Source organism: Polaribacter pacificus (assembly GCF_038024035.1).
GTDB lineage: Bacteria > Bacteroidota > Bacteroidia > Flavobacteriales > Flavobacteriaceae > Polaribacter > Polaribacter pacificus.
The window spans coordinates 1,078,012-1,104,279 of sequence record NZ_CP150664.1 but is presented as its reverse complement, the minus strand read 5'-3'; the positions used below and the strand labels follow the sequence as shown (position 1 = coordinate 1,104,279).

General features: G+C 34.9%; 23 protein-coding genes. 16 read left to right on the top strand and 7 right to left on the bottom strand.

The window, feature by feature from the left end; translation table 11 throughout:
• The first annotated feature begins 78 nt into the window (after positions 1-78).
• The 10 genes from WHC90_RS04965 (at position 79) to WHC90_RS04920 (ending at position 13,241) form a co-directional block, all read left to right on the top strand.
• Complete coding sequence (locus tag WHC90_RS04965) at positions 79-2,451, top strand: heavy metal translocating P-type ATPase (protein ID WP_188597387.1); 2,373 nt, start codon at positions 79-81, stop codon at positions 2,449-2,451.
• A gap of 1 nt (position 2,452) precedes the next feature.
• Positions 2,453-3,814, top strand: coding sequence for an oxygen-independent coproporphyrinogen III oxidase (hemN, locus tag WHC90_RS04960; protein ID WP_188597386.1), 1,362 nt, complete (start codon positions 2,453-2,455; stop codon positions 3,812-3,814).
• 88 nt (positions 3,815-3,902) lie between these two features.
• Entirely contained in the window at positions 3,903-4,079 is a 177-nt protein-coding gene (gene ccoS / locus WHC90_RS04955; RefSeq protein ID WP_188597385.1) for a cbb3-type cytochrome oxidase assembly protein CcoS, read from the top strand.
• A gap of 20 nt (positions 4,080-4,099) precedes the next feature.
• Entirely contained in the window at positions 4,100-6,301 is a 2,202-nt protein-coding gene (gene ccoN / locus WHC90_RS04950; protein WP_188597384.1) for a cytochrome-c oxidase, cbb3-type subunit I, read from the top strand.
• A 6-nt stretch (positions 6,302-6,307) separates the two neighbouring features.
• Positions 6,308-6,475, top strand: coding sequence for a CcoQ/FixQ family Cbb3-type cytochrome c oxidase assembly chaperone (locus WHC90_RS04945; protein ID WP_229664861.1), 168 nt, complete (start codon positions 6,308-6,310; stop codon positions 6,473-6,475).
• A gap of 13 nt (positions 6,476-6,488) precedes the next feature.
• Positions 6,489-7,358, top strand: a complete 870-nt coding sequence (locus WHC90_RS04940) for a cbb3-type cytochrome c oxidase N-terminal domain-containing protein (RefSeq protein ID WP_188597383.1) — start codon at positions 6,489-6,491, stop codon at positions 7,356-7,358.
• 23 nt (positions 7,359-7,381) lie between these two features.
• Positions 7,382-8,803, top strand: a complete 1,422-nt coding sequence (gene ccoG / locus WHC90_RS04935) for a cytochrome c oxidase accessory protein CcoG (RefSeq protein ID WP_188597382.1) — start codon at positions 7,382-7,384, stop codon at positions 8,801-8,803.
• A gap of 8 nt (positions 8,804-8,811) precedes the next feature.
• The gene (locus WHC90_RS04930; RefSeq protein WP_308421280.1) at positions 8,812-9,267 is read left to right on the top strand and encodes a FixH family protein; all 456 of its coding nucleotides are present in this window, start codon (positions 8,812-8,814) and stop codon (positions 9,265-9,267) included.
• Positions 9,268-9,972 (top strand): sulfite exporter TauE/SafE family protein, encoded by a 705-nt coding sequence (locus WHC90_RS04925; RefSeq protein ID WP_188597381.1) that lies wholly within the window; start codon positions 9,268-9,270, stop codon positions 9,970-9,972.
• A 209-nt stretch (positions 9,973-10,181) separates the two neighbouring features.
• Positions 10,182-13,241: a beta-L-arabinofuranosidase domain-containing protein gene (locus tag WHC90_RS04920; RefSeq protein WP_188597380.1), complete on the top strand. Its 3,060-nt coding sequence runs from the start codon at positions 10,182-10,184 to the stop codon at positions 13,239-13,241.
• 38 nt (positions 13,242-13,279) lie between these two features.
• Here the strand turns inward: WHC90_RS04920 and WHC90_RS04915 are convergent, their stop codons facing one another.
• Genes WHC90_RS04915 through WHC90_RS04900 form a run of 4 tightly spaced genes read right to left on the bottom strand, consistent with a single transcriptional unit; the run spans position 13,280 to position 16,719 of the window.
• Complete coding sequence (locus WHC90_RS04915) at positions 13,280-14,221, bottom strand: bile acid:sodium symporter family protein (protein ID WP_188597379.1); 942 nt, start codon at positions 14,219-14,221, stop codon at positions 13,280-13,282.
• Positions 14,205-14,846, bottom strand: a complete 642-nt coding sequence (locus WHC90_RS04910) for a DUF4159 domain-containing protein (protein ID WP_188597378.1) — start codon at positions 14,844-14,846, stop codon at positions 14,205-14,207. Before WHC90_RS04910 ends, WHC90_RS04915 begins: the two co-directional genes overlap by 17 nt.
• 38 nt (positions 14,847-14,884) lie before the next feature.
• Positions 14,885-15,601, bottom strand: a complete 717-nt coding sequence (locus tag WHC90_RS04905) for a 16S rRNA (uracil(1498)-N(3))-methyltransferase (protein WP_188597377.1) — start codon at positions 15,599-15,601, stop codon at positions 14,885-14,887.
• Complete coding sequence (locus tag WHC90_RS04900; protein WP_188597376.1) at positions 15,601-16,719, bottom strand: GTP cyclohydrolase; 1,119 nt, start codon at positions 16,717-16,719, stop codon at positions 15,601-15,603. Before WHC90_RS04900 ends, WHC90_RS04905 begins: the two co-directional genes overlap by 1 nt.
• Positions 16,720-16,842: 123 nt before the next feature.
• On the opposite strand from WHC90_RS04900, the gene WHC90_RS04895 reads away from it, so the two are divergent.
• Genes WHC90_RS04895 through WHC90_RS04870 form a run of 6 tightly spaced genes read left to right on the top strand, consistent with a single transcriptional unit; the run spans position 16,843 to position 24,597 of the window.
• Positions 16,843-17,115 (top strand): DUF4834 family protein, encoded by a 273-nt coding sequence (locus tag WHC90_RS04895; RefSeq protein WP_188597375.1) that lies wholly within the window; start codon positions 16,843-16,845, stop codon positions 17,113-17,115.
• Position 17,116: 1 nt separating this feature from the next.
• Positions 17,117-19,546 carry a YfhO family protein gene (locus WHC90_RS04890; RefSeq protein WP_188597374.1) on the top strand — a complete coding sequence of 810 codons (2,430 nt, stop codon included), beginning with the start codon at positions 17,117-17,119 and terminating at the stop codon, positions 19,544-19,546.
• Positions 19,547-19,555: 9 nt separating this feature from the next.
• Positions 19,556-20,776, top strand: coding sequence for a glycosyltransferase (locus WHC90_RS04885; RefSeq protein WP_188597373.1), 1,221 nt, complete (start codon positions 19,556-19,558; stop codon positions 20,774-20,776).
• Complete coding sequence (locus tag WHC90_RS04880) at positions 20,773-22,065, top strand: glycosyltransferase family 4 protein (RefSeq protein ID WP_188597372.1); 1,293 nt, start codon at positions 20,773-20,775, stop codon at positions 22,063-22,065. Before WHC90_RS04885 ends, WHC90_RS04880 begins: the two co-directional genes overlap by 4 nt.
• Entirely contained in the window at positions 22,062-23,147 is a 1,086-nt protein-coding gene (gene wecB / locus WHC90_RS04875) for a non-hydrolyzing UDP-N-acetylglucosamine 2-epimerase (protein WP_188597371.1), read from the top strand. Before WHC90_RS04880 ends, wecB begins: the two co-directional genes overlap by 4 nt.
• Before the next feature lies 1 nt (position 23,148).
• Positions 23,149-24,597, top strand: a complete 1,449-nt coding sequence (locus WHC90_RS04870; protein ID WP_188597370.1) for a lipopolysaccharide biosynthesis protein — start codon at positions 23,149-23,151, stop codon at positions 24,595-24,597.
• Here WHC90_RS04870 and WHC90_RS04865 read toward each other — a convergent pair.
• From WHC90_RS04865 to WHC90_RS04855, 3 genes are all read right to left on the bottom strand, one after another.
• Positions 24,592-24,900: a DUF6122 family protein gene (locus WHC90_RS04865; protein ID WP_188597369.1), complete on the bottom strand. Its 309-nt coding sequence runs from the start codon at positions 24,898-24,900 to the stop codon at positions 24,592-24,594. The two genes, WHC90_RS04870 and WHC90_RS04865, sit on opposite strands and share 6 nt — an antisense overlap.
• 148 nt (positions 24,901-25,048) lie before the next feature.
• Complete coding sequence (locus WHC90_RS04860) at positions 25,049-25,627, bottom strand: Crp/Fnr family transcriptional regulator (protein ID WP_188597368.1); 579 nt, start codon at positions 25,625-25,627, stop codon at positions 25,049-25,051.
• A 26-nt stretch (positions 25,628-25,653) separates the two neighbouring features.
• A complete protein-coding gene (locus WHC90_RS04855; RefSeq protein ID WP_188597367.1) occupies positions 25,654-26,259 on the bottom strand; it encodes a WbqC family protein in 606 nt (201 codons plus the stop codon).
• Between the last annotated feature and the right edge of the window lie 9 nt (positions 26,260-26,268).

The following is a 26,268-nucleotide window of genomic DNA, read 5'->3' as shown; positions in this document are numbered from 1 at the left end:
AGTTAAAAACTGATAAATATCATATTTTAAAGCTAATTTTAAAGGGAACTTTGTGCTAGGCAATTTGAGTAAATAAGTATGGAAGATTTGTTGTGTTACCACTGTGGAAATCATTGTGATAATCAATCAATTACGATTGATGATAAGTATTTTTGTTGTAATGGTTGTAAAACAGTCTATGAAATCTTTTCGGAGAATGAACTTACTTGTTATTATGATCTAGAGCAGCGTCCTGGAGCAATCCCGCAAGAAATCCAAGGGAAGTATGATTATTTGGACAATGCAAAAATTCTAGAAAAACTTCTTGAATTTGATGCAGAGAACAAGCAAGTAGTCAATTTATACATACCACATATTCACTGTAGCTCTTGTATCTGGGTTTTAGAAAATTTAAACAAGCTTCAGAAAGATATTATTGCCTCTCAGGTAAACTTTCCTAAAAAGACTATCCGAATTACCTATGATTCTAAAGGTACTAGTCTTAAAGAGGTGGTGCTTTTGTTGAGTGCTATTGGCTATGAGCCTTATATTAGTTTAGAGGATTATGAATTGGGTAAAAACAAGGTGGATAGAACCTTGCTGTATCAGTTAGCGATTGCAGGTTTTGCATTTGGTAACGTTATGTTTTTGTCTTTTCCAGAATATTTTGAAGTCAATGAATTTTGGTTAGAGCAATACAAGTACATCTTTCGTTGGCTCATGTTTTCCTTTTCACTACCGGTGGTTTTTTATGCGGCTAAGGATTATTTTATTTCTGCCTATAAAGGACTCCGTTCTAAAATTTTAAATATTGACGTACCTATTGCTTTAGGTATAATGGTCTTGTTTTTAAGAAGTAGTGTAGAAATTATCTTTGATTTAGGAACAGGCTTTTTTGACAGCCTAACCGGTTTGGTCTTTTTCTTATTGATTGGTAAATTTTTCCAACAAAAAACCTATAACTTCTTGTCTTTTGAACGTGATTTTAAATCGTATTTTCCGATTGCTGTCACCAAAATATTGCCGGATGAGTCTGAGGAGATTGTCCAGATATACGAACTTGAAAAAGGAGATCGATTGATTATCAGAAACCAAGAACTCATACCTGTTGATGGAGTGTTGATAGAAGGTTCTGCAAAAATAGATTACAGTTTTGTTACTGGCGAGTCCATCGCTGTAAAAAAACAATCAGGAGACAAACTGTTTGCAGGAGGAAGGCAGCTCAATGGCTTTTTTATCATGGAGGTTTTAAATTCAGTTTCACAAAGCTATTTAACGCAGCTCTGGAGTAATGATGTTTTTGCAAAAGATAAAGATTCAAAATTTACAAGTCTTACCAATACCATTAGTAAGCAGTTTACCATTTTTGTGTTAAGTATCGCAAGTATTTCTACACTTATTTGGTTGTTTATAGATCCTAGCAAAGCGATGAATGTATTTACTGCGGTGTTGATTATTGCTTGTCCCTGTGCTATTGCACTTGCCGCTCCATTTACTTTAGGAAACTTATTGAGGATACTCGGTAAGAAGAAGTGCTATTTAAAAAATGCGGCTGTCATAGAAAAAATGGCTCAGATTGATACAGTAGTTTTTGATAAAACAGGAACGCTTACATCAACTAAAGAAAATAAGATTAGTTATGAAGGGATACCGCTTAGCAAAACTGAAAAAGTAGTACTTTCTAATGCCGTTCGTGTCTCTAACCACCCTCTAAGTAGAATGCTGTTTCTTTGGTTAGAAACTAATAAAAAACAAGCTGTTGACTCGTTTGAGGAGCAATTAGGTAAGGGTATTATTGCAAAATCTGGAGCGATAGAACTTAGAATAGGTTCTTTAGCTTTAGTAGATGCAGAAAATAAAACAAATCGCATTGAAACGGCTATTCACATAGCTGTTAATGATGAGTATAAGGGCAGGTTTATCTTTAAAAACGCTTACAGACCTCAAATGAAAATGTTGTTTTCTAAGCTAGCAACTCAATTTAATTTATCGGTGGTTTCTGGAGATAATGAAGGGGAGCAAGTCTACTTAGAATCTGTATTGCCTGAAAAAGTTCAGTATTTGTTTCATCAACAGCCAGAAGACAAGCTAAATTTTGTAAAATCCTTACAAGATAAAGGGCAAAAAGTTCTGATGATTGGGGATGGATTGAATGATGCTGGAGCTTTGGCTCAGAGTGATGTGGGGATCTCGCTATCAGAAAATATCAATGTTTTTTCTCCAGCCTGTGATGCAATCCTAGCTGCAGAAAATTTTAAAGATATTGAGACTTATTTACAGATTTCAAAAAAGGCAATTCGTATTATAAAATACAGTTTTATGTTGTCTTTATGTTATAATGTTATCGGCTTGTACTTTGCGGTTACCGGGCAATTACAGCCAGTGATTGCTGCAATTTTAATGCCTTTAAGTTCTATTAGCATCGTTGTGTTTACAACGGTTATGACCAATCAATTAGGAAAAAAGATTTAAGATGAGTTCACTGATTCAAAAATACAATGTACCAGGACCTAGATATACAAGCTATCCAACGGTTCCGTTTTGGGATGCCAATGGAATTTCTAAAGAAAACTGGATTGCGAGTTTTCAGAAATCATTTATAGAAAGCAATCAAACAGAAGGTATAAGCTTGTACATACATTTGCCTTTTTGTGAAAGTTTGTGCACCTTTTGTGCCTGTCATAAACATATTACAAAGAGACATGAAGTAGAGGAGGATTATATTGATACCGTTCTAAAAGAATGGAAATTATATGTTGATTTGGTTGATGAAAAACCACAGCTAAAAGAGATTCATTTAGGAGGCGGAACACCAACTTTCTTTTCTAGTTTTCAGCTTAAAAAATTGATAGATGGACTGTTTGTTTATGCTGATAGGCATCCTGATTATGAATTTAGTCTTGAAGGTCATCCAAACAATACCACCAAAGGCCAGTTGCAAACCTTATATGATTTAGGTTTTACTAGAATCAGTTTTGGGGTGCAGGATTACGACCCGAAAGTGCAAAAAGCCATCCATAGAGTTCAATCGTTTGAACAGGTTGCAAAAGTAACAGCTTGGTCAAGAGAAATTGGCTATACCTCTGTAAGTCATGATTTGATTTTTGGCTTGCCATTTCAGACCGTAGCATCGATTACAGAAAGCATCGAAAAGACAAAAAGCTTGGCGCCAGATCGAATTTCTTTTTATAGCTATGCGCATGTGCCATGGATAAAAGGAGTGGGTCAAAGAGGATTTAATGAAAAAGATCTGCCAAAGGATGATGAAAAAAGAGAGCTCTATGAAGTAGGGAAAGAATTGTTTGCTAATTTGGGATATGTTGAAATAGGCATGGATCATTTTGCCTTAAAAACAGATTCACTTTACAAAGCAACAGAAGAGAAAACCTTGCACAGAAATTTTATGGGATACACTGCAAGTAAAACTCAATTAATGATTGGTTTGGGAATGTCAGCAATTTCTGATTCTTGGTATTCATTTGCGCAAAATGTAAAAACCGTTAAAGAATATCAAGAACTAGTCAATTTAGGAGAGCTTCCTATTTTTAGAGGGCATCAATTAACCGAAGAAGATTTAGTGATTAGAAAGCATATTTTAAATTTAATGTGTCAATTAAAAACTTCTTGGAAAGCACCAGAGATGCAATTTGATAATCTAGAAGAAAGTTTGGCACTTTTGCGAGAGTTAATTGCTGATAATTTGGTTGTGAAAAATGAATTTTCTATTGAGATCCCAGAAAAAGCTAGGCCTTTTTTAAGAAATATCTGCATGGCTTTTGACATGTATTTACAGCGGAATACATTGAAAACACAGTTGTTTTCTAAGACAATTTAGAAAATTTTAAGAAAATTTTAAGAACATGATATTTGTCATGTTAATTATAAAAAGCGAAACGTAATTTTGAACTATAATCAGGCAGAACATGAGCGTAATATATTTACTACTTGCACTAAGTATCTTAGTTGCTATCATTTTTTTCGTAGCATTTATTTATTCGGTAAAAAGAGGTCAGTACGATGATTCGTATACGCCCTCTGTTCGTATGCTCTTTGATGATGAGTTGGTTAAACCCAACACCACTAGCAATAAAACTAACTAGATATTAAATACAATTAGATTATGGAAATTCAACAGTTTTATTACGATAATAAGATCGTAAAAAAATTCCTTTACGCCACATTATTATGGGGGATTGTAGGGTTCTCTGTAGGGCTTTTGTTGGCCTTTATGTTTTTGTTCCCAAACCTAACCGATGACATTTCGTGGTTGAGTTTTGGGCGATTAAGACCTTTACATACCAATGCTGTAATTTTTGCCTTTGTAGGAAATGCAATATTTGCTGGGGTGTATTATTCATTACAGCGATTGTTAAAGGCGAGAATGGCCAGTAACTTTTTAAGTAATTTTAATTTTTGGGGTTGGCAAGCAATCATTGTCGCAGCAGCAATAACACTCCCTTTAGGATACTCTACATCTAAAGAATATGCAGAACTTGAATGGCCAATAGATATTGCTATTGCCTTAGTTTGGGTTGCATTTGGAGCTAATATGATCTGGACTATCTTACAAAGAAGACAACGTCATTTGTATGTAGCCATTTGGTTTTATTTAGCAACTTTTGTTACTGTTGCAGTCTTGCATATCTTTAATAGTTTAGCAATCCCAGTAACTGCTTTTAAAAGTTATTCTGTTTATGCAGGTGTACAAGATGCTTTAGTTCAATGGTGGTATGGTCATAATGCGGTAGCATTCTTTTTGACCACTCCGTTTCTTGGATTGATGTATTACTTTGTGCCTAAAGCAGCCAATAGACCAGTGTACTCATATAAGTTGTCTATTGTACACTTTTGGTCGCTGATTTTTATTTATATCTGGGCAGGACCTCACCATCTATTGTATACATCATTGCCAAACTGGGCTCAAAACCTAGGGGTTGCTTTTTCTGTAATGCTATTAGCACCTTCTTGGGGAGGGATGATCAATGGATTATTAACCTTGAGGGGCGCTTGGGATAAAGTGCGTACAGATCCTGTTTTAAAATTTATGGTAGTAGCAATTACCGGTTATGGTATGGCTACTTTTGAAGGACCGATGTTGTCTTTAAAGAATGTAAATGCAATTGCCCACTTTAGTGATTGGATTATTGCTCACGTGCATGTTGGAGCTTTGGCTTGGAATGGATTTTTAGCCTTCGGTATGATTTACTGGATGGTGCCAAGGTTGTTTAAATCAGAATTGTATTCTAAGGCTTTAGCAAATGTGCATTTCTGGATCGGGACCTTAGGGATTATTCTATATGCCTTGCCAATGTATGTAGCAGGTTTTGTTCAAGCTTCTATGTGGAAACAATTTAACCCAGACGGAACTCTTACTTATGGTAACTTTTTAGAAACCGTTAAAGAAATTATCCCAATGTACTGGATGCGTGCAATTGGAGGAAGTTTATTTATTTTGGGAGCTCTAGTGATGCTTTATAATATTATTCAAACCATTAGAAAAGGAAGTGCGGTTGTTGATGAGTTGGCAGAAGCACCTGCCTTAGAAAAAGTATCTAAACACAGAACTAGTGGAGAAGGATGGCACACTTGGTTAGAGCGTAAGCCTGTTAAATTAACCATCTATGCTACTATTGCAATTTTAATAGGAGGTATCGTTCAGATTGTACCAACCTTGTTGGTAAAATCAAACATTCCTACGATTAGCAGTGTTAAGCCATATACGCCTTTAGAATTAGAAGGTAGAGATTTATACATCCGTGAAGGATGTGTGGGGTGTCACTCACAAATGGTACGACCTTTTAGAAGTGAGGTGGAGCGCTACGGTGAATACTCAAAAGCAGGTGAGTTTGTTTATGATCATCCATTTTTATGGGGTTCTAAACGTACTGGTCCTGATTTGCATAGAGTTGGAGGGAAATACTCTGATAACTGGCACTTAAACCATATGTATGATCCTCAAAGTACATCATCAGGTTCTATTATGCCAGGCTATAAATGGTTAATCCGTAATAAGCTTGATAAAAGTGATACTGAAGCTAAAATGAAAACCATGGTTACTCTAGGAGTACCTTATACAGAAGAAGATATCGCTAATGCGCAAGCAAATATGACAGAACAAGGAACTCAAATAGAGCAAAACCTTTATTCTGATCCAGATTTTGTTAAGAGTTACGAGTCTGATAAAAAATATGCTCAAGACAACGGCTTGCCTTTTGTTGAGATGAAAGATCGTGAGATTGTCGCTTTAATTGCTTACCTGCAACGTCTAGGTACAGATATTAAAGTAAAAGATTTAGAAGCGCTATTAATTAATAAAAAATAAGAAATCATGTTGAAATTTGTAAAAAACCACATGGAAAGTATTACAGGAATAGAGATCTATCCTTTAATTTCTCTACTGATTTTTTTTACTTTTTTTGTTGTCCTATTTTGGTGGGTCTTTAGTGCAAAAAAAGAATATATTAATGAGGTTAGTAAGATACCCTTAGATCAATAAAAAATAGAATAAGATGAAAAAATATAGTTTAGCAATTGTATTGGTACTCTTTGTCTTTTGTGTTCCTTTAGTCTTTACAGAGATAGCGAATAGTTACAAAGAACCATTTAATATTTTAGATAATCCATTACCGTCATTAGTACTTACTGTTTTTAGTTTGGTACTAATTACCTTAGCTTGGGTGTTGGTGATGGCTCTTAAAAAAGTAGAGCTACTCCAAAATGAAAAGGATGGAGTTACTCCAGAGGTCGCTAGTTCTAGTTTTATGACTTGGTGGAGACAGTTGATGCAGAAATGGACCAAATCAAAATCTATGGAACAAGAGTCTGAGATTGTTCTAGATCACAATTATGACGGTATTAGGGAGTTGGACAACACCTTACCGCCATGGTGGGTATATATGTTTTATGCAAGTATTCTTTTTGCGATTGTGTATCTAGTTAGATTTGAAGTTTTTGATGGAGATACTCCAGAAATGGAATACAAAAAAGCGGTTGCAGAAGCCCGCGCTTCCTTAGAAAAATATAAAGAAACTGCTACAGATCTTATTGATGCATCTACAGTTACCTTATTAACAGATGAAAAAGATTTGAAAAGAGGAAAAGCTGTTTTTAATTTAAACTGTGCAGCCTGTCACCTTGCCGATGGAGGTGGTTCAATCGGACCAAACCTTACAGATGAATATTGGATCCTTGGGGGAGGAATCAAAAACGTGTATACCACAATTTCTGAAGGAGGAAGAGATGGTAAAGGGATGATCTCTTGGAAAAACACATTAAAACCACAAGACATGGCTAAAGTTGCTAGTTATGTATTGTCTTTACAAGGTACAACGCCTGCTACTGCTAAAAAAGCAGAAGGTGATTTGTGGAAAGAAGAATAAGTATTAGTTTTTAATAGTTGAAAATGGAAACGCCTGATAATGAAACATTTAGAGATAGTATTGGTACTATAAATAAGGAGGGTAAACGTTCTTGGGTGTATCCTAAAAAACCAAGTGGGCGGTATTATAAATACCGAAGCTGGGTGAGTTATATCCTACTGATTTTTTTAGTTACAGCACCCTTTATAAAGATTAATGGTAACCAGTTTTTGCTTTTTAATGTTATAGAACGCAAGTTCAATATTTTTGGTTTCCCATTTTGGCCGCAAGATTTTTATTTGTTTGTAGTCTCAATGATTATTGGTGTTGTTTTTGTTATTCTTTTTACTGTAGTTTTTGGGCGTATTTTTTGTGGGTGGATTTGCCCGCAAACCATTTTTTTAGAAATGGTATTCCGAAAAATTGAGTATTGGATAGAAGGAGATAGAGGTAAACAAATACGCTTGCAAAAACAAGAATGGAATGCAGAAAAAATAAGAAAGCGACTTTTAAAATGGTTCTTGTTTTTTGTCATATCCTTTTTAATAGCCAATGTGTTTTTAGCCTATTTGATAGGTGGTGATGAAGTTATTAATTATGTAACCGGCGATCCTTTTGAAAACATTAGTACTCTTATTTCACTATTGATTTTTACCAGTGTTTTCTATTTTATTTTTGCTTGGTTTAGAGAGCAGGTTTGTATAATCGCCTGTCCTTATGGGCGTTTGCAAGGAGTACTATTAGATAATAAAACGATCAATGTTGCTTACGATTATGTTCGTGGAGAAAAAGAAGCAGGGAGAGCAAAATTTAAAAAGAACGAGGATAGAGAAGCTAGCGGAAAAGGAGACTGTATAGATTGTATGCAATGTGTACATGTCTGTCCAACGGGAATCGATATTAGAAACGGGACTCAGTTAGAATGTGTAAACTGTACTGCTTGTATTGACGAGTGTGATGATATGATGGAGAAGGTTGGTCTTCCAAAAGGCTTGATTCGATATGCGAGTGAAGAAAATATTGCTAAAAAAGCACCGTTTACCTTTACAGCTAGAATGAAAGGTTATACAGCAGTTTTAGCTATTTTAATTGGTTTTTTAATAGGGATGCTTTTCCTTAGAAATGATGTGGAAGCTACCATACTTAGATTGCCAGGTCAATTGTATCAGCATAAAGAAGGCAATATAATAAGCAATGTGTATACCTATAAAGTTATTAATAAGACTACAAGAAATATAGAGCACGTAACTTATAAATTGCTCTCACATAAAGGAACAATTAACGTTGTAACAAATTTAGATTTTACGGTGCCTAAGCAAGGCCTAGCAGAAGGAACCTTGTTTATAGAGATAAATGGGGCGCTCTTAGATACTGATAAAACTAAGCTCAAGATTGGAGTTTATAGTAATGGCGAGCTAATTGAAACAGCTACCACAAATTTTTTAGGACCACGAAGTTATAAATAAAAGAGGATATGAAAATTAAAATGAATTGGGGATTTGGAGTTGTTGCTGCCTTTGTGTTGTTTATTGGTTTTATTCTCTATTTTGTAATTAGTATGGGGACTAGTAAGAATCTTGAATATGATTTGGTTTCTAAAGACTATTATAAAGATGAGTTAAAGTTTCAAGATCAAATTAATGCCAATAAGAATTCGAAAAATCTAAAACAGGATTTAACTATTCTAAAAACCAAAGAAGGATTAAAGATTATGTTTCCAAAAGAGATGGAAACTAAAAAAATAGAAGGTAAAGTGTTCCTATACAGACCATCTAATAAACAATTGGATTTTGAAACACCTATAGTTGTTTCTGATTCATCTTATTTGCTCATGCCTGACAAACGTTTATTGGGTGGTCGTTGGAACATTACTGTTTCTTGGTCCTACAAAGATCAAAAATATTTATTTAAGAAAGAACTTTTTTATTAAATGCTTTTTTCAGCCATCATATTTGGGTTATTAGGAAGTTTTCATTGTATTGGAATGTGTGGGCCTATTGCTTTTATGCTTCCTGTTGATAGAAACAATCCAACCAAACGGTTTTTGCAAATAACCATGTATCACTTTGGAAGATTGCTAACCTATGCGCTTTTAGGCTTGCTTTTTGGTTTGCTAGGGAAAGGGTTTTACTTGTTTGGATTTCAACAGCAACTGTCAATTGTTATTGGAGTACTCATGATACTTATGGTGCTGCTGCCAAAAAAACTACTGAATAAATACAGTATTAGCACTCCTATTTACAAGGCTTTTTCTGGAGTAAAGAACGCTTTAGGAAAAGAGCTTAAGAAGAAGCGAGTTGATACCTTTTTTACCATTGGTTTTTTAAATGGCTTTTTACCATGTGGTTTGGTCTATATGGCCATCTTTGCATCTATTGCCACAGCGAATGCATTGCAAGGAAGTATTTATATGTTTCTTTTTGGTTTAGGGACCATTCCGCTGATGACTGCTTTTGTTTATTTAGGAAATTTTACCAGCGGTATGTTTCGAAAACGCATTCAGCAATTTATTCCGTTTGCGGTTTGTGTCATTGCGGTTCTTTTTATTTTAAGAGGCCTAGGTCTGGGTATTCCTTACGTTTCTCCGAAACCCGTTGTTGATTTGGTAGAAAATAACTTAGTCTGTCTCCTTTAAGCTTCTCATTGATTCTATAAATATTTTCTATCTTTCCTTTTTGAGTTTTGCTTCTTTAGGTTCCTGTTCTGGATTTGTGTTTTTTATTTCAATAAGTGTTTTATTTACACTTATTATTTTATAACTTGCAGAAGTAAACGATTAAAGCCAAAAAAGTATTTGTGTTAAGTATACGATTGCTTTTTGTCTTAATTTAAAAGAGATTCAAGATGACACGTACACACAAGTTTTTAATTTCCCTATTGCTTTGTTGCTTTGTATTTAGTTTTTCTAGAGCACAGACTCAAAATGGTGATCAAATTTTAGATGGGATTGGGGAAACTGGTTTGATTGCTCGATATTTATTTGATGGCAATGCTAAAGATTGGTCACGGAACAATTTACATGGTACCTTGCAAGGATCTAATATGAGTTTTGTTACCGATGCAAAATTTGGTCAAGTACTTTCTTTATCTGGAGCAGCTAAAGATTATGTGTTACTTCCAAGTGAAGCTATCGCTGCCGAAGAATCTCTTACGATAGTTGGTTGGGTTTATATGAGTTCAACGCAACCAGATCAGTATCTATTTGATGTTGGAAAAAATACAAAGTCGCATTTTTCTGTAGTACCTATTGGTACAAAGAAGAAAATAGGTTTTCAATCAAGGATTACAGCTAATGCTAATGAAGTATATAGTACACATTCAGCAAGTTTATTGCCTAATCAATGGAGTCATATTGCAGTGGTTTTAAACATTCCTACAAGTACAATGTCTACTTATATAAATGGGGTGCTTGTCGCAGAAAATAGAGAAGTTAGTTTAGATCTAAAACAAGTATTTTACAACAACAATAATAAAAACAAATTTTATATAGGCAAATCATTGATAGGAAAGGCTCCAAACCTAAAGGCAAAACTACACGATTTAAGAATCTATAGAATCCCACTAAATAGCAAGCAAATATTTAGAATTCATCGCAATGGATTAAATAGCGATGCTACTGTTGTAAATGAAAAAAAAGGCCCAGTTGATGATCTTCCAGTTTTTTCTGTTAACACGCCTCAACTTTACAATCAATATTTAATTGATATTCCAAATATTCATGTTGAGACTGAAGTTGGTTTCCTTCCAAGATTGCCCAGATATGTCGATGCTGTTTATGGAAATGGGATCAGAGATGTTCCTGCCAGAGTTATTTGGCCAGCACCAAAAGACAATCACGATGTGTTAAAAGCAGGTGATTATACTATTATTGGTTTTGTGCCAGGAACTAATCTAAGACCTAAAGCATTTGTAAAGGTCAAAGCAGTCAAAGCAGCTAAGACACCAAATCGCAGTTTGGAAGTTTTTAGTTTAGACGCAGTTTCATTAAATACAGATGTCTATGGACGTGAAACAAAATTTATAGAAAACCGAACCAAATTTATCACAACGCTATCTAAGACAAATCCTGATGATTTCTTGTACATGTTTAGAAATGCATTTGGTCAAGAGCAACCAAAAGGAGCAGTAGCCTTAGGTGTTTGGGATACACAAGAAACAAAGTTACGCGGTCATGCTACAGGGCATTATTTGACTGCCATCGCCCAGGCTTACGCAAGTACAGCCTATGACATTTCTTTACAGAATAATTTTGCAAAGAAAATGAACTATATGATCAACGTACTTTTTAAGCTTTCAAAATTATCTGGTCAACCGGTTAAAAAGGGAGGAACGTTTGTTGCTGACCCCAATGCTGTTCCGCCAGGATCAGGAAAATCTGATTTTGATTCTGATTTAAGTATTGAAGGGATCCGAACCGATTATTGGAATTGGGGTAAAGGGTTTATAAGTGCTTATCCACCAGATCAATTTATCATGCTAGAAAAGGGAGCTATCTACGGAACTCAAAAAACAAAAATATGGGCACCTTACTATACCCTACACAAAATTCTAGCTGGATTGCTAGATGTTTATGAAGTTAATGGTAACCCAAAAGCACTTGAGGTAGCAAAAGGTATGGGAGATTGGGTAGCTGCTCGTCTTGCCCAATTGCCAACTGAAACACTCATTAAGATGTGGAATACCTACATTGCAGGAGAGTTTGGTGGAATGAATGAAGTAATGGCTAGATTGTATAGAGTTACCAATGAGCAACGTTATCTAGATGGTGCAAAATTATTTGACAATATTAAAGTGTTTTACGGAGATGCTACACATTCGCATGGGCTTGCTAAAAATGTAGATACCTTTAGAGGTTTACATGCCAATCAACACATTCCTCAGATTCTAGGCGCTTTAGAGATGTATCGTGATTCTGGTGCTTCGGCATATTTTAGAATTGCAGATAATTTTTGGAACAAAGCCACCAATGATTATATGTACAGTATAGGAGGTGTTGCCGGTGCTAGAAACCCTGCAAATGCAGAATGCTTTATCAGTCAACCAGCAACGCTTTATGAAAACGGTTTGTCTTCAGGAGGGCAGAATGAAACCTGTGCAACCTACAACATGCTTAAATTAACAAAAAACCTTTTTCTATTTGATCAGCGAACGGAGTTAATGGATTATTATGAGCGTGGTTTGTACAATCACATTCTTGCCTCAGTAGCAGAAGATAGTCCGGCAAACACCTATCATGTGCCCTTAAGACCTGGGTCTGTTAAGCATTTTGGAAATCCAGAGATGAAAGGCTTTACCTGTTGTAATGGAACTGCACTAGAAAGTAGTACTAAGCTACAGAATTCTATTTATTTTAAAAGTATAGACAACAATGCTTTATATGTAAACCTATTCGTTCCTTCATCATTAACATGGAAAGCTAAAAACATAATTATTCATCAAACCACAGCCTTCCCAAAAGAAGATCACAGCAAGTTAACCATTGAAGGAAATGGTAAGTTTGATCTTAAGATACGGGTCCCGCAATGGGCAACCAAAGGCTTCTTTGTGACGATTAATGGAAAAAAACAGGAAACAAAAACAAGTCCAGGGAGCTATTTGTCTTTAAATCGCAGTTGGAAAAGCGGAGATACTGTTGAGTTGCGTATGCCTTTTGATTTTCATTTATCTCCTGTTATGGATCAACAAAATATTGCCAGCTTATTCTATGGACCTATTTTACTTGTAGCACAAGAACCAGCTCCTAGAACTACTTGGCGTAAAGTGAGTTTAGACGCCAACAATCTTGGTAAATCTATTAAGCCACAAGCAGAGAAATTAAATTTTAGTATTAATGGTGTGCTGTATAAACCTTTTTACGATACCTATGGACGTCATTCTGTATATCTTGATGTGCGTTTAAAATAAGGAGTTAAAAGTTTTAAGAGTGGAGTTTTAAGCAAGAATTAAGCAGGTTTTGTAGCTGCTTTTTTTGCTTTATAGCCCCAGTAAGTGGCCAAAACCATACCTGAGAACACATCCCAAACACCCCAAAAGGCGGCTAATAAAGCCATGCCTCCTAAGCCTTCGAAAAATCCAAAGATCAATAACAGGCCGAGTCCTCCGTTCTGGATCCCGGTTTCCATAGAGATTGTTTTTCTATCTCTAATGTTTAAACCAAATATCTTGGCTGTATAATAGCCAATTATAAAGGCGAAAATATTATGAAAAATCACTAAAAACAACACCAAGTGTATGTGGTTTGCAAAAACATCTAAATTTTGAGAAAACGCAATAAAAATAAGCGCTACAAAGACCAACATTGATAGTGGTTTTAGTATTTTTTCTATTTTCTTAGCCATTTCTGAATGGTAGTGTTTTACCAGCATTCCGCAGATTAATGGAATCCCTAGAATTAAAGAAACAAGTTTAAACAGGTCGTACGGATTGAGTTTTATGGTTTTTAAAATGGTGGCAGTTGGCTCATACATGCTTCCCCAGAATTCTAAATTTAAAGGAGTCATCACTATGCAAATTAAGGTAGCAAAGGCAGTTAAACTTACCGATAAGGCAGCATTCCCTCCAGCCATTTTACTGTAAAAATTTGACACGTTTCCACCAGGACAAGCTGCGATCATCATCATTCCTAAAGCAAAACTTGGATGAGGTTGGATAAGAATAATTACTAAAAAAGTAGCAGCAGGAAGTAGGATAAATTGAGATAATATTCCAACAAAAACAATTTTAGGGTTTTTAAAAAGTCGTTTAAAATCATCTATAGATATGCCCAGGGCAACACCAAACATGATAATGCCAATGGCAATGTTTAAAACCCATAGTTGACTAGAGTCAAAGTTTATTTTTATCTCATCAATATTGTTGGTGATCTCATTAATTTCTAAAAGCATAAAGAATTAGATTTGCTCCCATTTTTAGTGCCTTTTCTCTCACTTTTTTTGGGTTGTTATGTACAGTTTCATTTTCCCATCCATCACTTAGGTCAGATTCGTAGTCATAAAAACAAATGAGTCTTCCTTTGTAAAACAACCCGAATCCTTGAGCTATTTTCCCGTCGTGTTCATGAATTTTAGGCAATCCATTCGGGAATGAAAAGTTTTGATTGTAGATAGGGTGATTGTTAGGAATCTCTTGTAATGTTAATTCTGGGAATACTTTTTTTAGTTCTCTTCTAATGTACTGGTCCAATCCGTAATTGTCTGAAATATGTAAAAATCCTCCAGAAATTAAATAATCTCTTAAGTTTTTTGCTTCCTCATCAGAAAACAGCACATTGCCGTGTCCTGTCATAAAAACCATAGGATAATTAAAGAGATCTTCACTGTTTACAGAGACTGATTTTGTATTTTTGTCAATTTTTGTATTGCAGTTGCTGTTGGTAAAATCAATCAAATTTGGCAATGCGGTAGGATTTGCATACCAATCACCACCACCACTGTATTTTAACACAGCAAGCTCTTGAGCTTCTAGGTTAAAAAAAAGAAAACACAATAAGAAAAAAAATATGGATTTCATTAATGGCTAATATCGATTTGATAGCAAGATACTAAAAATTACGATGCTAGTTCATTTAGTAAGGCAACTGTTTGTGCTGCAACAACTCCAGCAGTTTCTGTACGCAATCGACTTTCTCCTAAGCTTACAGGGACAAAACCTTTGGCTAGAGCTAGTTCTATTTCTAAAGGATTAAAATCGCCTTCAGGGCCAATCATAATTAGAACTTTCTGATTGGGTTTTAGCTCTTTTGCTAATGATTTTTTTTTAGTCTCTTCACAATGAGCAATATAGAGGTCTTCTTTAAAATCTTGTTTAATAAAGTCTGTGAACTTTATAGGCTTATGAAGTTTAGGAATTACAAATTTTAATGATTGCTTTAGTGCAGACTGAATGATTTTTTCTTGCCTTTCTGTTTTTAAAATAGTTCGCTCAGAATTGGCACAGATAATCGGTGTAATTTCGTCGATGCCAATTTCTGTAGCTTTTTCTAAAAACCATTCTAATCGATCATTGTTTTTTGTTGGAGCAATAGCAATATGTAGATGATATTGCCAATGCTTTGGCTTTTTATGAGTTTCTACAAGTGAAACTAGACATTTTTTATCACTAGCCACCATAATTTTTACCTCAAATAAAAAGCCTTTACCATTGGTGATAAACAGCAAATCACCTTCTTTTTTTCGAAGGACTTTTACGATATGTCTACTCTCTGTTTTATCAAAGTTAAACGTAGTTGTTTCTTCTGTAATGTCTGGATTGTAAAATAATTGCATTAAAGTTGTTTTCTATAGGTTCTACGTCTCTTATGAGTAATTGGGTCAAAGTTTTTCCAAATCTGATGAATGGCTGTGTTTTCTTCTAGTTCTGGTGTTCGTATACAATTTTCTATCCCTTTTGTTTGAAAGGTTTTTGTGTATTGATCAAAAATGATGGCAGTTAAACCTTTGTTTTGATATTTTGGATGGACTCCAATTAAGTAAAAGGTAACATCTTTTGCGTGTTTTCTGGCTTGTATTAAATGGTATATACCAAAAGGAAATAATGAACCTCTCGCTTTTTGCAATGCTTTTGAAAAAGAGGGCATTACAATTCCGAAAGCAACCATTTTACCTTCTTCATCAAGAACAAATTTAATATATTCAGGATTGATAAAACTTAGGTATTTTTTCTTAAAATAGGCTTGTTGTTCTTTTGAAATGGGCACAAAGGTAGAGAGACTGCTATATGCTTCGTTAAACAACTCAAACATATTGTCTACATAAGGCATAAGCTCTTTGGTCTTGGTAAAATCAAGCGCTGTAAGTTTGTAGCGCCTTTTGATTAGCTTGCTCAATTTTCCATAATACGCACCATCGACCTTGGCAAAGGCAAACTTGTTCTCTAAGTATTCTTTTTCTTTGACAAAGCCAAGGCTTTCTAAATGTGTTTTATAATACGGGTGATTGTACCAAGTAATCATGGTTCCAATATGATCAAAACCTTCAGTAAGAACACCTGTTTTGTCTAAGTTGTTAAACCCGATCGGGCCTTCCATATACTCTAATTGATGTTGCTTCCCAATTTCTCCTACACGGTCTAGCAGTGCTTTAGAAACTTGTAGGTTATCAATAAAATCAAACCAACCAAAACGCATTTTTTTTATATGCTGCTTGTTTACTTCAGTCCAATTTACAATGGCGCAAACTCTACCAACAATTTTATTGTTTTGGATGGCAACAAAAAAATGGGCGTCCGCTTCTTTAAATACAGGGTTTTGGCTTTTGTCAAAGGTAGCCACCTCATCTTTAATAATCGGTGGTACCCAGTACGGATTTTCTTTGTATAACGAGAAAGGAAATTTCACAAACTGTGTCAACTCCTTTTTTGTATGCATTTCTTTTATGGTAATCATTTAACAAATGTAGCATATTTGAGAATTTATTGTATTTCAATGAAGAAAACTTTTTTTTGTGAAATCTTAGTGGTTTAGTTGGTTTCAAATTCTTATTTTTGAAGGAATTTTTTGAGAGAACTTATGCAAGAAGCAGGACCGATAAACGTTTTGAGAACCCTTTTAATCCTTGTGATTATTTATTATGTATTAAAATTACTTGCAAAGTATGTTGCACCTTTGTTGCTAAAGAGATACTTGCAAAAAATGCAAGATAGATCACAGCAATTTCAAGGAGGTCAGCAAGCTGAGCCTACTGTTAAAGAAGGCGAAACTGTTATCGATAAAAAACCACAGAAAACCAATCAGGGAAACAAGAATGTCGGTGAGTATGTTGATTACGAAGAAATAGACTAATATGAATTTTAAAAAAATCATCCCATATTTAATTGCCGTAGCAATTTTTATTACAGCGTCAATCGTATATTTTAATCCGGTCTTAAAAGGGCAGCAAATTAAACAGAGTGATATTACTCAGTTTAAAGGTCTATCAAAAGAGATTGCTGATTATAGAATGCAAAAAGGTGAAGAGCCTTATTGGACAGGGGCTGCATTTAGTGGGATGCCAGCCTATCAATTAAGTGCGTATTATCCAAATGATTTTATCAAAGAAGTTGACAGCTTATTGCGTTTTTTACCTAGACCAGCTGATTATTTGTTTTTGTATTTTTTAGGCTTTTTTATTTTATTACTCGCTTTAAAAGTAAAATGGAAACTCGCAATTGTTGGGGCGCTCTCGTTTGGGTTCTCTACTTACTTAATTATCATTTTCGGAGCTGGTCACAATGCCAAGGCGCATGCAATTGGGTATATGCCTCTGGTTCTGGCAGGAGTGGTGTTGGTTTTTCAGAAAAAATATTTATTTGGTTTCGTATTGTCAGCTTTGGCAATGGCTTTAGAAATTAATAGCAATCATCCACAAATGACTTACTATTTATTGTTTGTTATTCTAATTTTAGGGATTGTATGGCTGATGGAAGCCATTAAGGAGAAAGAGCTCAAAAACTTTGTCAAACAAGCTAGTTTGATTATCGTAGCCTTTGTGTTAGCTGTCGGTGTAAATGCAACGCGTTTAATGGCAATGAAAGAGTATGCAGATCAAAGCACCCGGAGTGCCACAGAGCTTACTTTAAATCCGGATGGTTCTAAAAAAATGGCTACGACAGGTTTGTCTAGAGAGTATATTACAGAATACAGCTATGGAATTGCAGAAACTTTTAATCTGTTTATTCCTCGTTTTATGGGAGGAGGAACCACAGAGAATTTAGGAACCGATTCTAATTTTTATGAAACCTTATCAACTCTAGATGGAATCGGACCTACTCGAGCAGCACAAATTTCTTCAGAGGCACTGAGTTATTGGGGAGAGCAGACTATTATAGAAGCACCAGCATATATAGGTGCGGTGGTCTTCTTCTTATTTTTTCTAGGGATCTTTTTAATCAAAGGAAAACTAAAACAGTGGTTGGTAGCAGCTACTATTTTTTCGATACTACTTAGCTGGGGTAAAAACTTTGATATTATTACCAATTTCTTTATTGATTATGTGCCTTTATACAACAAGTTTAGAGCGGTATCTTCTATACAGGTCATTGCAGAAATTTGCGTTCCTTTATTGGGTGTTTTAGCTTTAAAAGCTGTTTTTTCAGAGACTATTTCTGTAGAAGATAAAAAACAATCTCTTAAAAAAGCATTGTATGTGTTAGGAGGGGTCTGTTTGTTTTTTGCGCTTTTTGGGGGTAGTTTATTCGCTTTTGAAGGATTTAGAGATTCTAATTATGCAGAAATTCCAGGCTTAAAAGATGCGCTAATTCAAGATAGAAAGACTATGCTTGTTCAAGACAGTCTTCGATCATTAGTGTTGGTTGTTTTGTCTTTTGGATTGCTGTGGTTTTTTATAAAAAACAAAGTAAATCAAAGCAAGGTTTTAATTGTTTTTGCTGTATTAATCTTGTTTGATCAGGTGTCTGTTAATCTTGAGTATGTTAATAAAGATTCCTTTACCACCGCTAGAAATGTCGACCAGCCTTTTCAGCTTCAAGATTATGACAAAGAAATTTTAAAAGACCAAGGACACTACCGAGTTGGGAATTTTGCAGACAACCCAATGCAAGATGGTAGAACCTCATATTTTCACCAATCAATAGGTGGATATCACGCAGCAAAATTACGTCGTTATCAAGAGCTATTTGACTATCAGATAGCCTCGAAAGGGAATCGACAAACAATCAACATGTTAAATACAAAGTATTTTATTGTTCCAGATCAGAATGGAGCTAGAATAGCACAACAAAATCCTGATGCTAACGGAAATGTTTGGTTTGTTGATCAGCTTAAGGTTGTTAATTCTGCTCAAGAAGAAATGAATGCGCTGGATAGTTTAAATACCAAACATGCAGCAGTTATTAGAGCAGAAGATTTTAAAGAATTTTCGGCTCAATTTAAACAGGATACAGAAATAGATTCACTAGCTAGCATCCAATTAACAAACTATGATGTTACCAGTTTGACATATAAAAGCGTTGCAAGCAAAGCTCGTTTTGCTGTCTTTTCTGAGGTTTATTACAAGGCAGGATGGAATGCGTATATAGATGGTGAAAAAGTACCTCATTATCAGGTAAATTATGTCTTAAGAGGGTTGCTTGTTCCGGCTGGAGCCCATCAAATAGTGTTTAAATTTGAGCCAACTATAATACAGCAAGGAAACACCATCACTTTGAGTTCTTACTTTTTAATTTTAATGATTCCTTTAGGATGGTATTTTTACGATCGTAAAAAGAAAAAATAACGACTACTTATGAATATTGGAATGCTCTTAAACGGAAGTTACCCTTCTGATATTCGGGTTCGAAAAGAGGCAGAAACTCTTGCAACCAAACATTCTGTGTTTGTTTTGTGTACAAAAAAGCCTTCAGAAAAAGCCCTTGAAATAGTTAATGGTGTAACAGTAGTTAGAAGTATTTCTTATAAAAGTTTAGCTCATGAGGGGATTGTAGATGTTATTGCATCCATTAATTTTGTGCATCCATTTTTTAAAAAAGAATTACCGAAGTTTATCCAGAAGCATACTATTGAAGTTTTGCATGTACACGATTTGCCTTTGGCCAAAACGGCACTTATTGCGGCTAAAAAGTATCAGCTTAAAACCGTCATCGATTTACATGAAAACTATCCAGCGGCCTTATTAACTTGGTTTTCATGGCGTAAGAATCCAATTATCCGACTTAAAAACAAGCTCTTTTTTGGCTACCAACGATGGCGTGCTTATGAGGCAAAGGTTGTGCAGCAATTTGATTATGTTATTGCTGTCGTCGATGAAATGAAAGAACGCTTGATAGAGCAACACCAGTTGCCTGCCAATAAAATTGTGATTGTTTCAAACGCTGAGAAAAAAGAATTTGCCAAAAACTTTGAACAAGAGTCTGCCGATTATTTTTCGGACTATTCAAATAGATTTATCATTTCATACGTGGGAGGCTTTGGGCCTCATAGAGGTTTGCATATCGCCATAGAGGGAATGCGTATGATTGCAAAAGAGCAGCCGAGAGCGCTCTTGGTTTTAGTTGGGCCTGCAAACAATGATGTGAGAGCACATTTGCAACAATTAATAGCAAAATACCAATTAGAAAATTCAGTGCTTATTAAAGGATCGGAACCTTTTAAAAATGTGATCAATATTATGAAAAGCTCTGATCTTAATATTATTCCGCACACTTCAAATGAGCATACAGAAAGTGCAGTGCCTCATAAGTTTTTTCAGATTTTACTTTCTGGAAAACCCCTATTGGTTTCTGATTGTAAGCCGATGAAGCGCTTTGTTTTAGAACATCAGATTGGGAATTTTTTCGAAGCAGATAAGCCAGAGAGTTTTGCAAAAGAGGTATTACAGATTTACAATTCTTACGACGCTGCTCTAGAGAAAGCCAACCGAGGATTAGAACAATCCTTAGAAGGTAATTTAAATTGGGAGTATTTATCGAGTAATTTGGTGCATCTTTACGATAATCTTAAAAAGTGAAAGTACTAATCATTACATATTATTGGCCGCCCGCAGGAGGCCCCGGAGTTCAACGATGGCTAAAATTTGTGAAATATTTACAGCAGTTTGGGTTAGAGCCTGTTGTTTACACCGTTGAGAATCCTAGATATCCAATTACAGATTCATCATTAGAGAATGAAATCCCAAAAGGAGTTGAGGTTTTGCGCTTGCCCATTAGAGAGCCCAACAACTTATTTGTTTTTTTTACTAAAAAGAAAAGCAGTCAGAGTGCTGGTTTTTTAAACCCCAATCCAGGTTTGTTTGGACGTTTTACTCAATATATTAGAGCTAATTTTTTTATACCTGATGCACGTAAATTTTGGATTAAACCCTCTGTTAGGTATCTAAAGAAGTATTTAGAAAGTCATCCAGTAGATATGATTATCACTACTGGACCGCCACACAGTGTGCATCTTATCGGTCTTGCCTTAAAAGAAGACCTAGGAGTTCCTTGGATATCAGATTTTAGAGACCCATGGACTGCGATAGATTATTTTGATCAATTGCCTTTGACTAAAAAATCACTAGCAAAGCACCACACACTAGAAAAAAAGGTGCTGAAAAAATCAGATGCTGTTTTGGTCGTAGGTGAGACCATGAAGAAGAATTTCGACCCCTATGCTAAACAAGTGTATGTGTTGACCAATGGCTATGATACATCGCAAGATGAAAAAAAAGGAGCTCAATTTTTAGATTCCCGTTTTTCAATTACGCATGTCGGTGCTATGAATGCTGATAGAAATCCAATTATTTTATGGGAGGTGTTGGCTGCTATTTGTAAAGAAAATTCAGATTTTAAATCTGATCTTGAGATAAAATTAATAGGGCATATTGCACCTCAGGTACTAAATAGTATAACAGGTAGTGGGCTTGAAAATGTTGAGAGATTGGGTTACTTAAAGCATGCCGAGATTAAATCCTATCAAGAGCAATCACAGGTATTGCTTTTGGCTGTTAATCAAGTGGCAAGTGCCAAAGGTATCGTTACCGGCAAAATCTTTGAATACTTACAAGCAAAGAGACCTATTTTGGCAATTGGCCCCACAGATGGTGATTTGGCAACAATTTTACAAGAAACAAGCTCTGGTGAAATAGTTGATTTTAATGATGCGGTTAAATTAAAAGAAGTAGTCTTAGATTTATATCGTAATTTTAAGGAAGGAAACACAGTTTTTACTGTTCAAAATATTGAGCAGTTCCATAGAAAAAACTTGACAGAAGAACTGTCTAAAATTATTAAGAACACCCTTGAGAACCATTCTTTATGAAGAAAATAGTGACCATTTTAGGAGCCAGACCACAGTTTGTAAAAGCAGCTGTTTTAAGTAGGGTAATTAAAGAACACAAACAGATTGAAGAAGTAATTGTGCATACGGGTCAACATTTTGACAACAATATGAGTGCTGTTTTCTTTACCGAAATGAACATTCCAGAGCCCGCATATAATTTAAAGATTCACAGTCTAACTCACGGAGCAATGACGGGTCAGATGTTAGAGAAAATTGAAGAGGTTTTACTAAAAGAAAAGCCCGAAGCTGTGGTGGTTTATGGAGATACCAACTCTACATTAGCGGGTGCTTTAGCAGCTAAAAAGCTTCATATAAAAATAGTTCATATAGAGGCTGGCTTGCGATCTTTTAACATGAGTATGCCAGAAGAAGTGAATCGGATTTTAACAGACCGTATGGCTAATTTACTATGCTGTCCTACAGAGAATGCCATGCAAAACCTTAAAGACGAAGGCTATGATACATTGCCGATACAGTTGGTGAATTGCGGAGATATTATGAAGGATGCTGTGGCTTATTACAGTAAGTTTTCTGCAAAAAAATCGACACTAATATCTAAGCTTAGGTTGCAGGATAAAAAATTTATAGTAGCTACGCTTCACAGGCAAGAAAATACAGATGATGTACAAAAATTACAACAAATAATAAGTGGTTTGGAGGCTTTGCATACAACTCATGAAGTGATTTTGCCTTTGCACCCAAGAACCAAAAAGATTTTAGAAAAGCATCAAATTGTACCTAAGCTTACCTGTATAGAGCCCCTTGGGTATTTTGATATGTTAGAGCTGCTAAAGCATTGTCTTTTGGTGGTTACTGATAGTGGTGGTTTGCAAAAAGAAGCTTTTTTTAATCAAAAAAACTGTATTATTATTAGAGAAGAAACAGAATGGTTAGAGCTGGTTAACAATGGCTTTGCTACTATTGTAGGAGCAGATTCAAAAAAGATGCAAACAGCGTATCAGGAATTTCAAACAAAAAAATCTGATTTTTCAGTTCCTCTTTATGGAGATCAAGTAGGGGAGAAGATTCATCAATCTATCATTAATTTAATGAACAACTAAGTTGGGAATTGTACTAAAACAATCTTTTAAAAATACGGTAATCACCTTTGCAGCTTTTGGTATTGGTGGTATAAACGCCTTGTTTTTATATACTAACTTTTTGGAGGAAACCTATTATGGTTTGGTCACTTATCTTTTGTCTACTGCAAATCTTTTAATGCCTTTAACTGCCTTTGGGGTTCAGTATGCCATCGTAAAGTTTTACTCATCGTATTCTGTTAAAGAAGAAAAGGATAAGTTTCTTAGCTTTTCATTGATTTTACCCTTGTTTATAGCCTTGCCTTTTGGGTTTATTGGGGCTTATTTTTATGAGCTAATTGGTACTTATTTATCTAAAGAAAACTCAATTATTAAAGAATATACTTTTGTTATTTATTTGGTGGCTATTGCGACCGCTTATTTTGAAATATTTTACGCTTGGTCACGGGTACAACTACAATCTGTTTTTGGCAATTTGATGCGTGAGATGTTTACTAGAATCATCGTAATGATTTTGTTAGTTCTTGTTGCACTCAAATTAATTGATCAAGAGGGGTTTATTTATTTCTTAACGGTTGCCTATTTTTTGAGAACGCTAATCATGATGATTTATGCATTTGTCTTGTACCTACCTAAGTTTAGTTTTGGTTTACCAGCCAATTATAAGGAAGTGTTAAAATACAGTTTTTATATTATTTTGGCAGGCTCTGCTGGTGCTATTTTACTAGACATTGATAAGTTTATGATTCCTCAAAAAGAGGAGATTCAGTTGGCGGCATTTTATGCTGTAGGAGTCTATATCGCTTCTGTAATTGAGGCTCCAGGGAGAGCGATGTCTCAAATTGTTCAGCCCTTAACTTCAAAAGCACTTAATGAGCACGATTATCCAGCTGTTTCTAAATTGTACAAGAGCACTTCTATTAATTTGTTGCTTATCTGTGGCCTGTTTTTTTTGTTGATTAACTTAAATTTAGGCCAACTATATTTGTTGATAAAGCCCGAGTACTCTAAAGGAGTTTATGTGGTGCTATTGATTTCTTTTGCCAAATTGTACACCATGTCTCTTGGTAATAACGGTGCTATTATATCTAACTCTAAACATTATAAAATTTTACTGCCTTATTCAGTAGGGATGGCTTTAAGTGTGGTCTTGTTAAATTATTGGTTAATAGATTTACTGGGCATGAACGGAGCGGCCTTGTCTACATTATGTGTTATTGTGTTTTTTAATAGCCTAAAGCTATGGTATGTTAAACACAAGTTTCAGATGAGTCCTTTTAGCTTAAAAACATTGTACTTGGTGTTAATAATTGGCGCAACTTACGGGCTGTTCTTTTTTTGGGATTTTACATTTCATCCAATTATTAATATCGTATTAAAAAGTACTCTAATCGCATTTGTCTATTTGCTAATTGTTAAAAAAGGAAATATCTCTGCAGATATCAACGGTCTTTTTAGTAAGTATTTATAGCAAACAATCTATGCTGTCTGCAAGTATATGCAATAGTAGTCCCAAAGCAATAATTCTCGTCTTTTTAAAGAATAAACCGGCTATGTATATTCCGATGGCTATATATGAGTGGAGTGGATGAAAATTTATACTACACCTGTTTTCTTGGAAAATAGGTGTAGCCAATAAATGATCAAGATCTATAAGCATTGTAGCTAAGAAGATTAGGTATACTTTTTTCCAATCTTTTTTAAATAAAAGTAGGGCAACGATTGCAGGAAATACAAAATGAAAACCGTAGTGAAGACAAAACTTTAGGGTCATAGTTACTTAAACTAAAATTAAAAAAGACCAACAAATGTCGGTCTTTTAAGTTTTATGTAAATATATAAAATTGAATGTATATTGGGGGACTAATACTCCAAATTTAAAGATTTCAATTTACAATTACCTTAACATAGGTTAATATAAATTACTTAGAATAGAGTTCTTTTCTAATTCTACTCAGCTGAACAGGTGTTATGTTTAAGAAAGAAGCAATATGATATTGTTGGATGAGATTGTCTATGTTAGGAATATCTTCTTTTAGTTGAATGTATCTTTGAGTTGCATTTAGTACGGAGAGCTCATAAATTCTTTTGTCTGCTCTAAGGTAGATGTTTTGTAGTAAACGATAATATAGTATCGCCAAATCATGATGCTCTTCTGTTAGTTTTATAAAAGCGTTAAAATCGCCAACGATCAAATCACAGTCGGTTATACAGTCGTAAATTTCACCAGAAGGATTTTTTGTGATTAAAGACCTTAAAGAGCCTGTTGTGGTGTAATGAAAATAGAGAGTTCTAATGTGATCTTTGCCTTTTTCATCTCGGGTAAAACTCCTAACCACCCCCGAAGTTAAAATATAGAACTTGGTCTGTGCTTCACCTAATCCAACCAATACGTCCCCTTTTTTTAATTGTTCTTTATATAATAGATTTTTAAATAATATTTTCGATTTTTCCGAAATTTCCGGGTTTAATTGATCGATAAATGTTAAAATTAAATCCATTTAAGTAATTTTGGTTTTACTCAAATTTACTCTTTTTTTTCTAAATAGCTACTAGCGTTTGGGCCTTCCATAAAAAGTAAATCTAAAATAGAAAGGTCTGGGATAAAACCGTGCTTATCATCAAACATCTGTATATAGGGTTCAAAAGGAGAGGACTCTGTTTGTTTGGCATTTGCCAATGCTCTATAGTCAGTTTCTGATTCAAGTTGATATTCTGTTGTTTTGCTATACAGAGTAGGGAGTTGCAAGGCTTCCATAATAGCTGTGTAGCTGTCGATGTTTACATCTAGGAGGAAGTGGTATTTTTTTGTGAAAATTGGTAAGAGATCATCGATGTAAAATTCAAAAAAAGGTGAATTTCTATAGGCAACCTGCAATGATTTTAAATGTTGGCTTTGCCATTGACTGCTATTTTCAACTAGACAGTCCTTGGTTTTTTTTCGATCAGTACTTGCTGGATGATTAACCGGGATGTTTAATAATTGTTTGCCGTTAGCTCCATAAATATAACAACGGTTTCTGTAGGTTTGCTTTTGGAAATTGTCTTCTATTTCAAAAACAACCTGCTCAGAATTTACCATTGCTTTGTATTGAGAAATGGGTGAGAAATAAGTAGGCAAAAATAAAGACATGAAAAACGT

Coding starts and splice junctions, on each gene's coding strand:
- WHC90_RS04965 (WP_188597387.1), top strand. CDS start 79: ATGGAAGATTTGTTGTGTTACCACTGTGGAAATCATTGTGATAATCAA.
- hemN (WP_188597386.1), top strand. CDS start 2,453: ATGAGTTCACTGATTCAAAAATACAATGTACCAGGACCTAGATATACA.
- ccoS (WP_188597385.1), top strand. CDS start 3,903: ATGAGCGTAATATATTTACTACTTGCACTAAGTATCTTAGTTGCTATC.
- ccoN (WP_188597384.1), top strand. CDS start 4,100: ATGGAAATTCAACAGTTTTATTACGATAATAAGATCGTAAAAAAATTC.
- WHC90_RS04945 (WP_229664861.1), top strand. CDS start 6,308: ATGTTGAAATTTGTAAAAAACCACATGGAAAGTATTACAGGAATAGAG.
- WHC90_RS04940 (WP_188597383.1), top strand. CDS start 6,489: ATGAAAAAATATAGTTTAGCAATTGTATTGGTACTCTTTGTCTTTTGT.
- ccoG (WP_188597382.1), top strand. CDS start 7,382: ATGGAAACGCCTGATAATGAAACATTTAGAGATAGTATTGGTACTATA.
- WHC90_RS04930 (WP_308421280.1), top strand. CDS start 8,812: ATGAAAATTAAAATGAATTGGGGATTTGGAGTTGTTGCTGCCTTTGTG.
- WHC90_RS04925 (WP_188597381.1), top strand. CDS start 9,268: ATGCTTTTTTCAGCCATCATATTTGGGTTATTAGGAAGTTTTCATTGT.
- WHC90_RS04920 (WP_188597380.1), top strand. CDS start 10,182: ATGACACGTACACACAAGTTTTTAATTTCCCTATTGCTTTGTTGCTTT.
- WHC90_RS04915 (WP_188597379.1), bottom strand. CDS start 14,221: ATGCTTTTAGAAATTAATGAGATCACCAACAATATTGATGAGATAAAA.
- WHC90_RS04910 (WP_188597378.1), bottom strand. CDS start 14,846: ATGAAATCCATATTTTTTTTCTTATTGTGTTTTCTTTTTTTTAACCTA.
- WHC90_RS04905 (WP_188597377.1), bottom strand. CDS start 15,601: ATGCAATTATTTTACAATCCAGACATTACAGAAGAAACAACTACGTTT.
- WHC90_RS04900 (WP_188597376.1), bottom strand. CDS start 16,719: ATGATTACCATAAAAGAAATGCATACAAAAAAGGAGTTGACACAGTTT.
- WHC90_RS04895 (WP_188597375.1), top strand. CDS start 16,843: ATGCAAGAAGCAGGACCGATAAACGTTTTGAGAACCCTTTTAATCCTT.
- WHC90_RS04890 (WP_188597374.1), top strand. CDS start 17,117: ATGAATTTTAAAAAAATCATCCCATATTTAATTGCCGTAGCAATTTTT.
- WHC90_RS04885 (WP_188597373.1), top strand. CDS start 19,556: ATGAATATTGGAATGCTCTTAAACGGAAGTTACCCTTCTGATATTCGG.
- wecB (WP_188597371.1), top strand. CDS start 22,062: ATGAAGAAAATAGTGACCATTTTAGGAGCCAGACCACAGTTTGTAAAA.
- WHC90_RS04865 (WP_188597369.1), bottom strand. CDS start 24,900: ATGACCCTAAAGTTTTGTCTTCACTACGGTTTTCATTTTGTATTTCCT.
- WHC90_RS04860 (WP_188597368.1), bottom strand. CDS start 25,627: ATGGATTTAATTTTAACATTTATCGATCAATTAAACCCGGAAATTTCG.
- WHC90_RS04855 (WP_188597367.1), bottom strand. CDS start 26,259: ATGTCTTTATTTTTGCCTACTTATTTCTCACCCATTTCTCAATACAAA.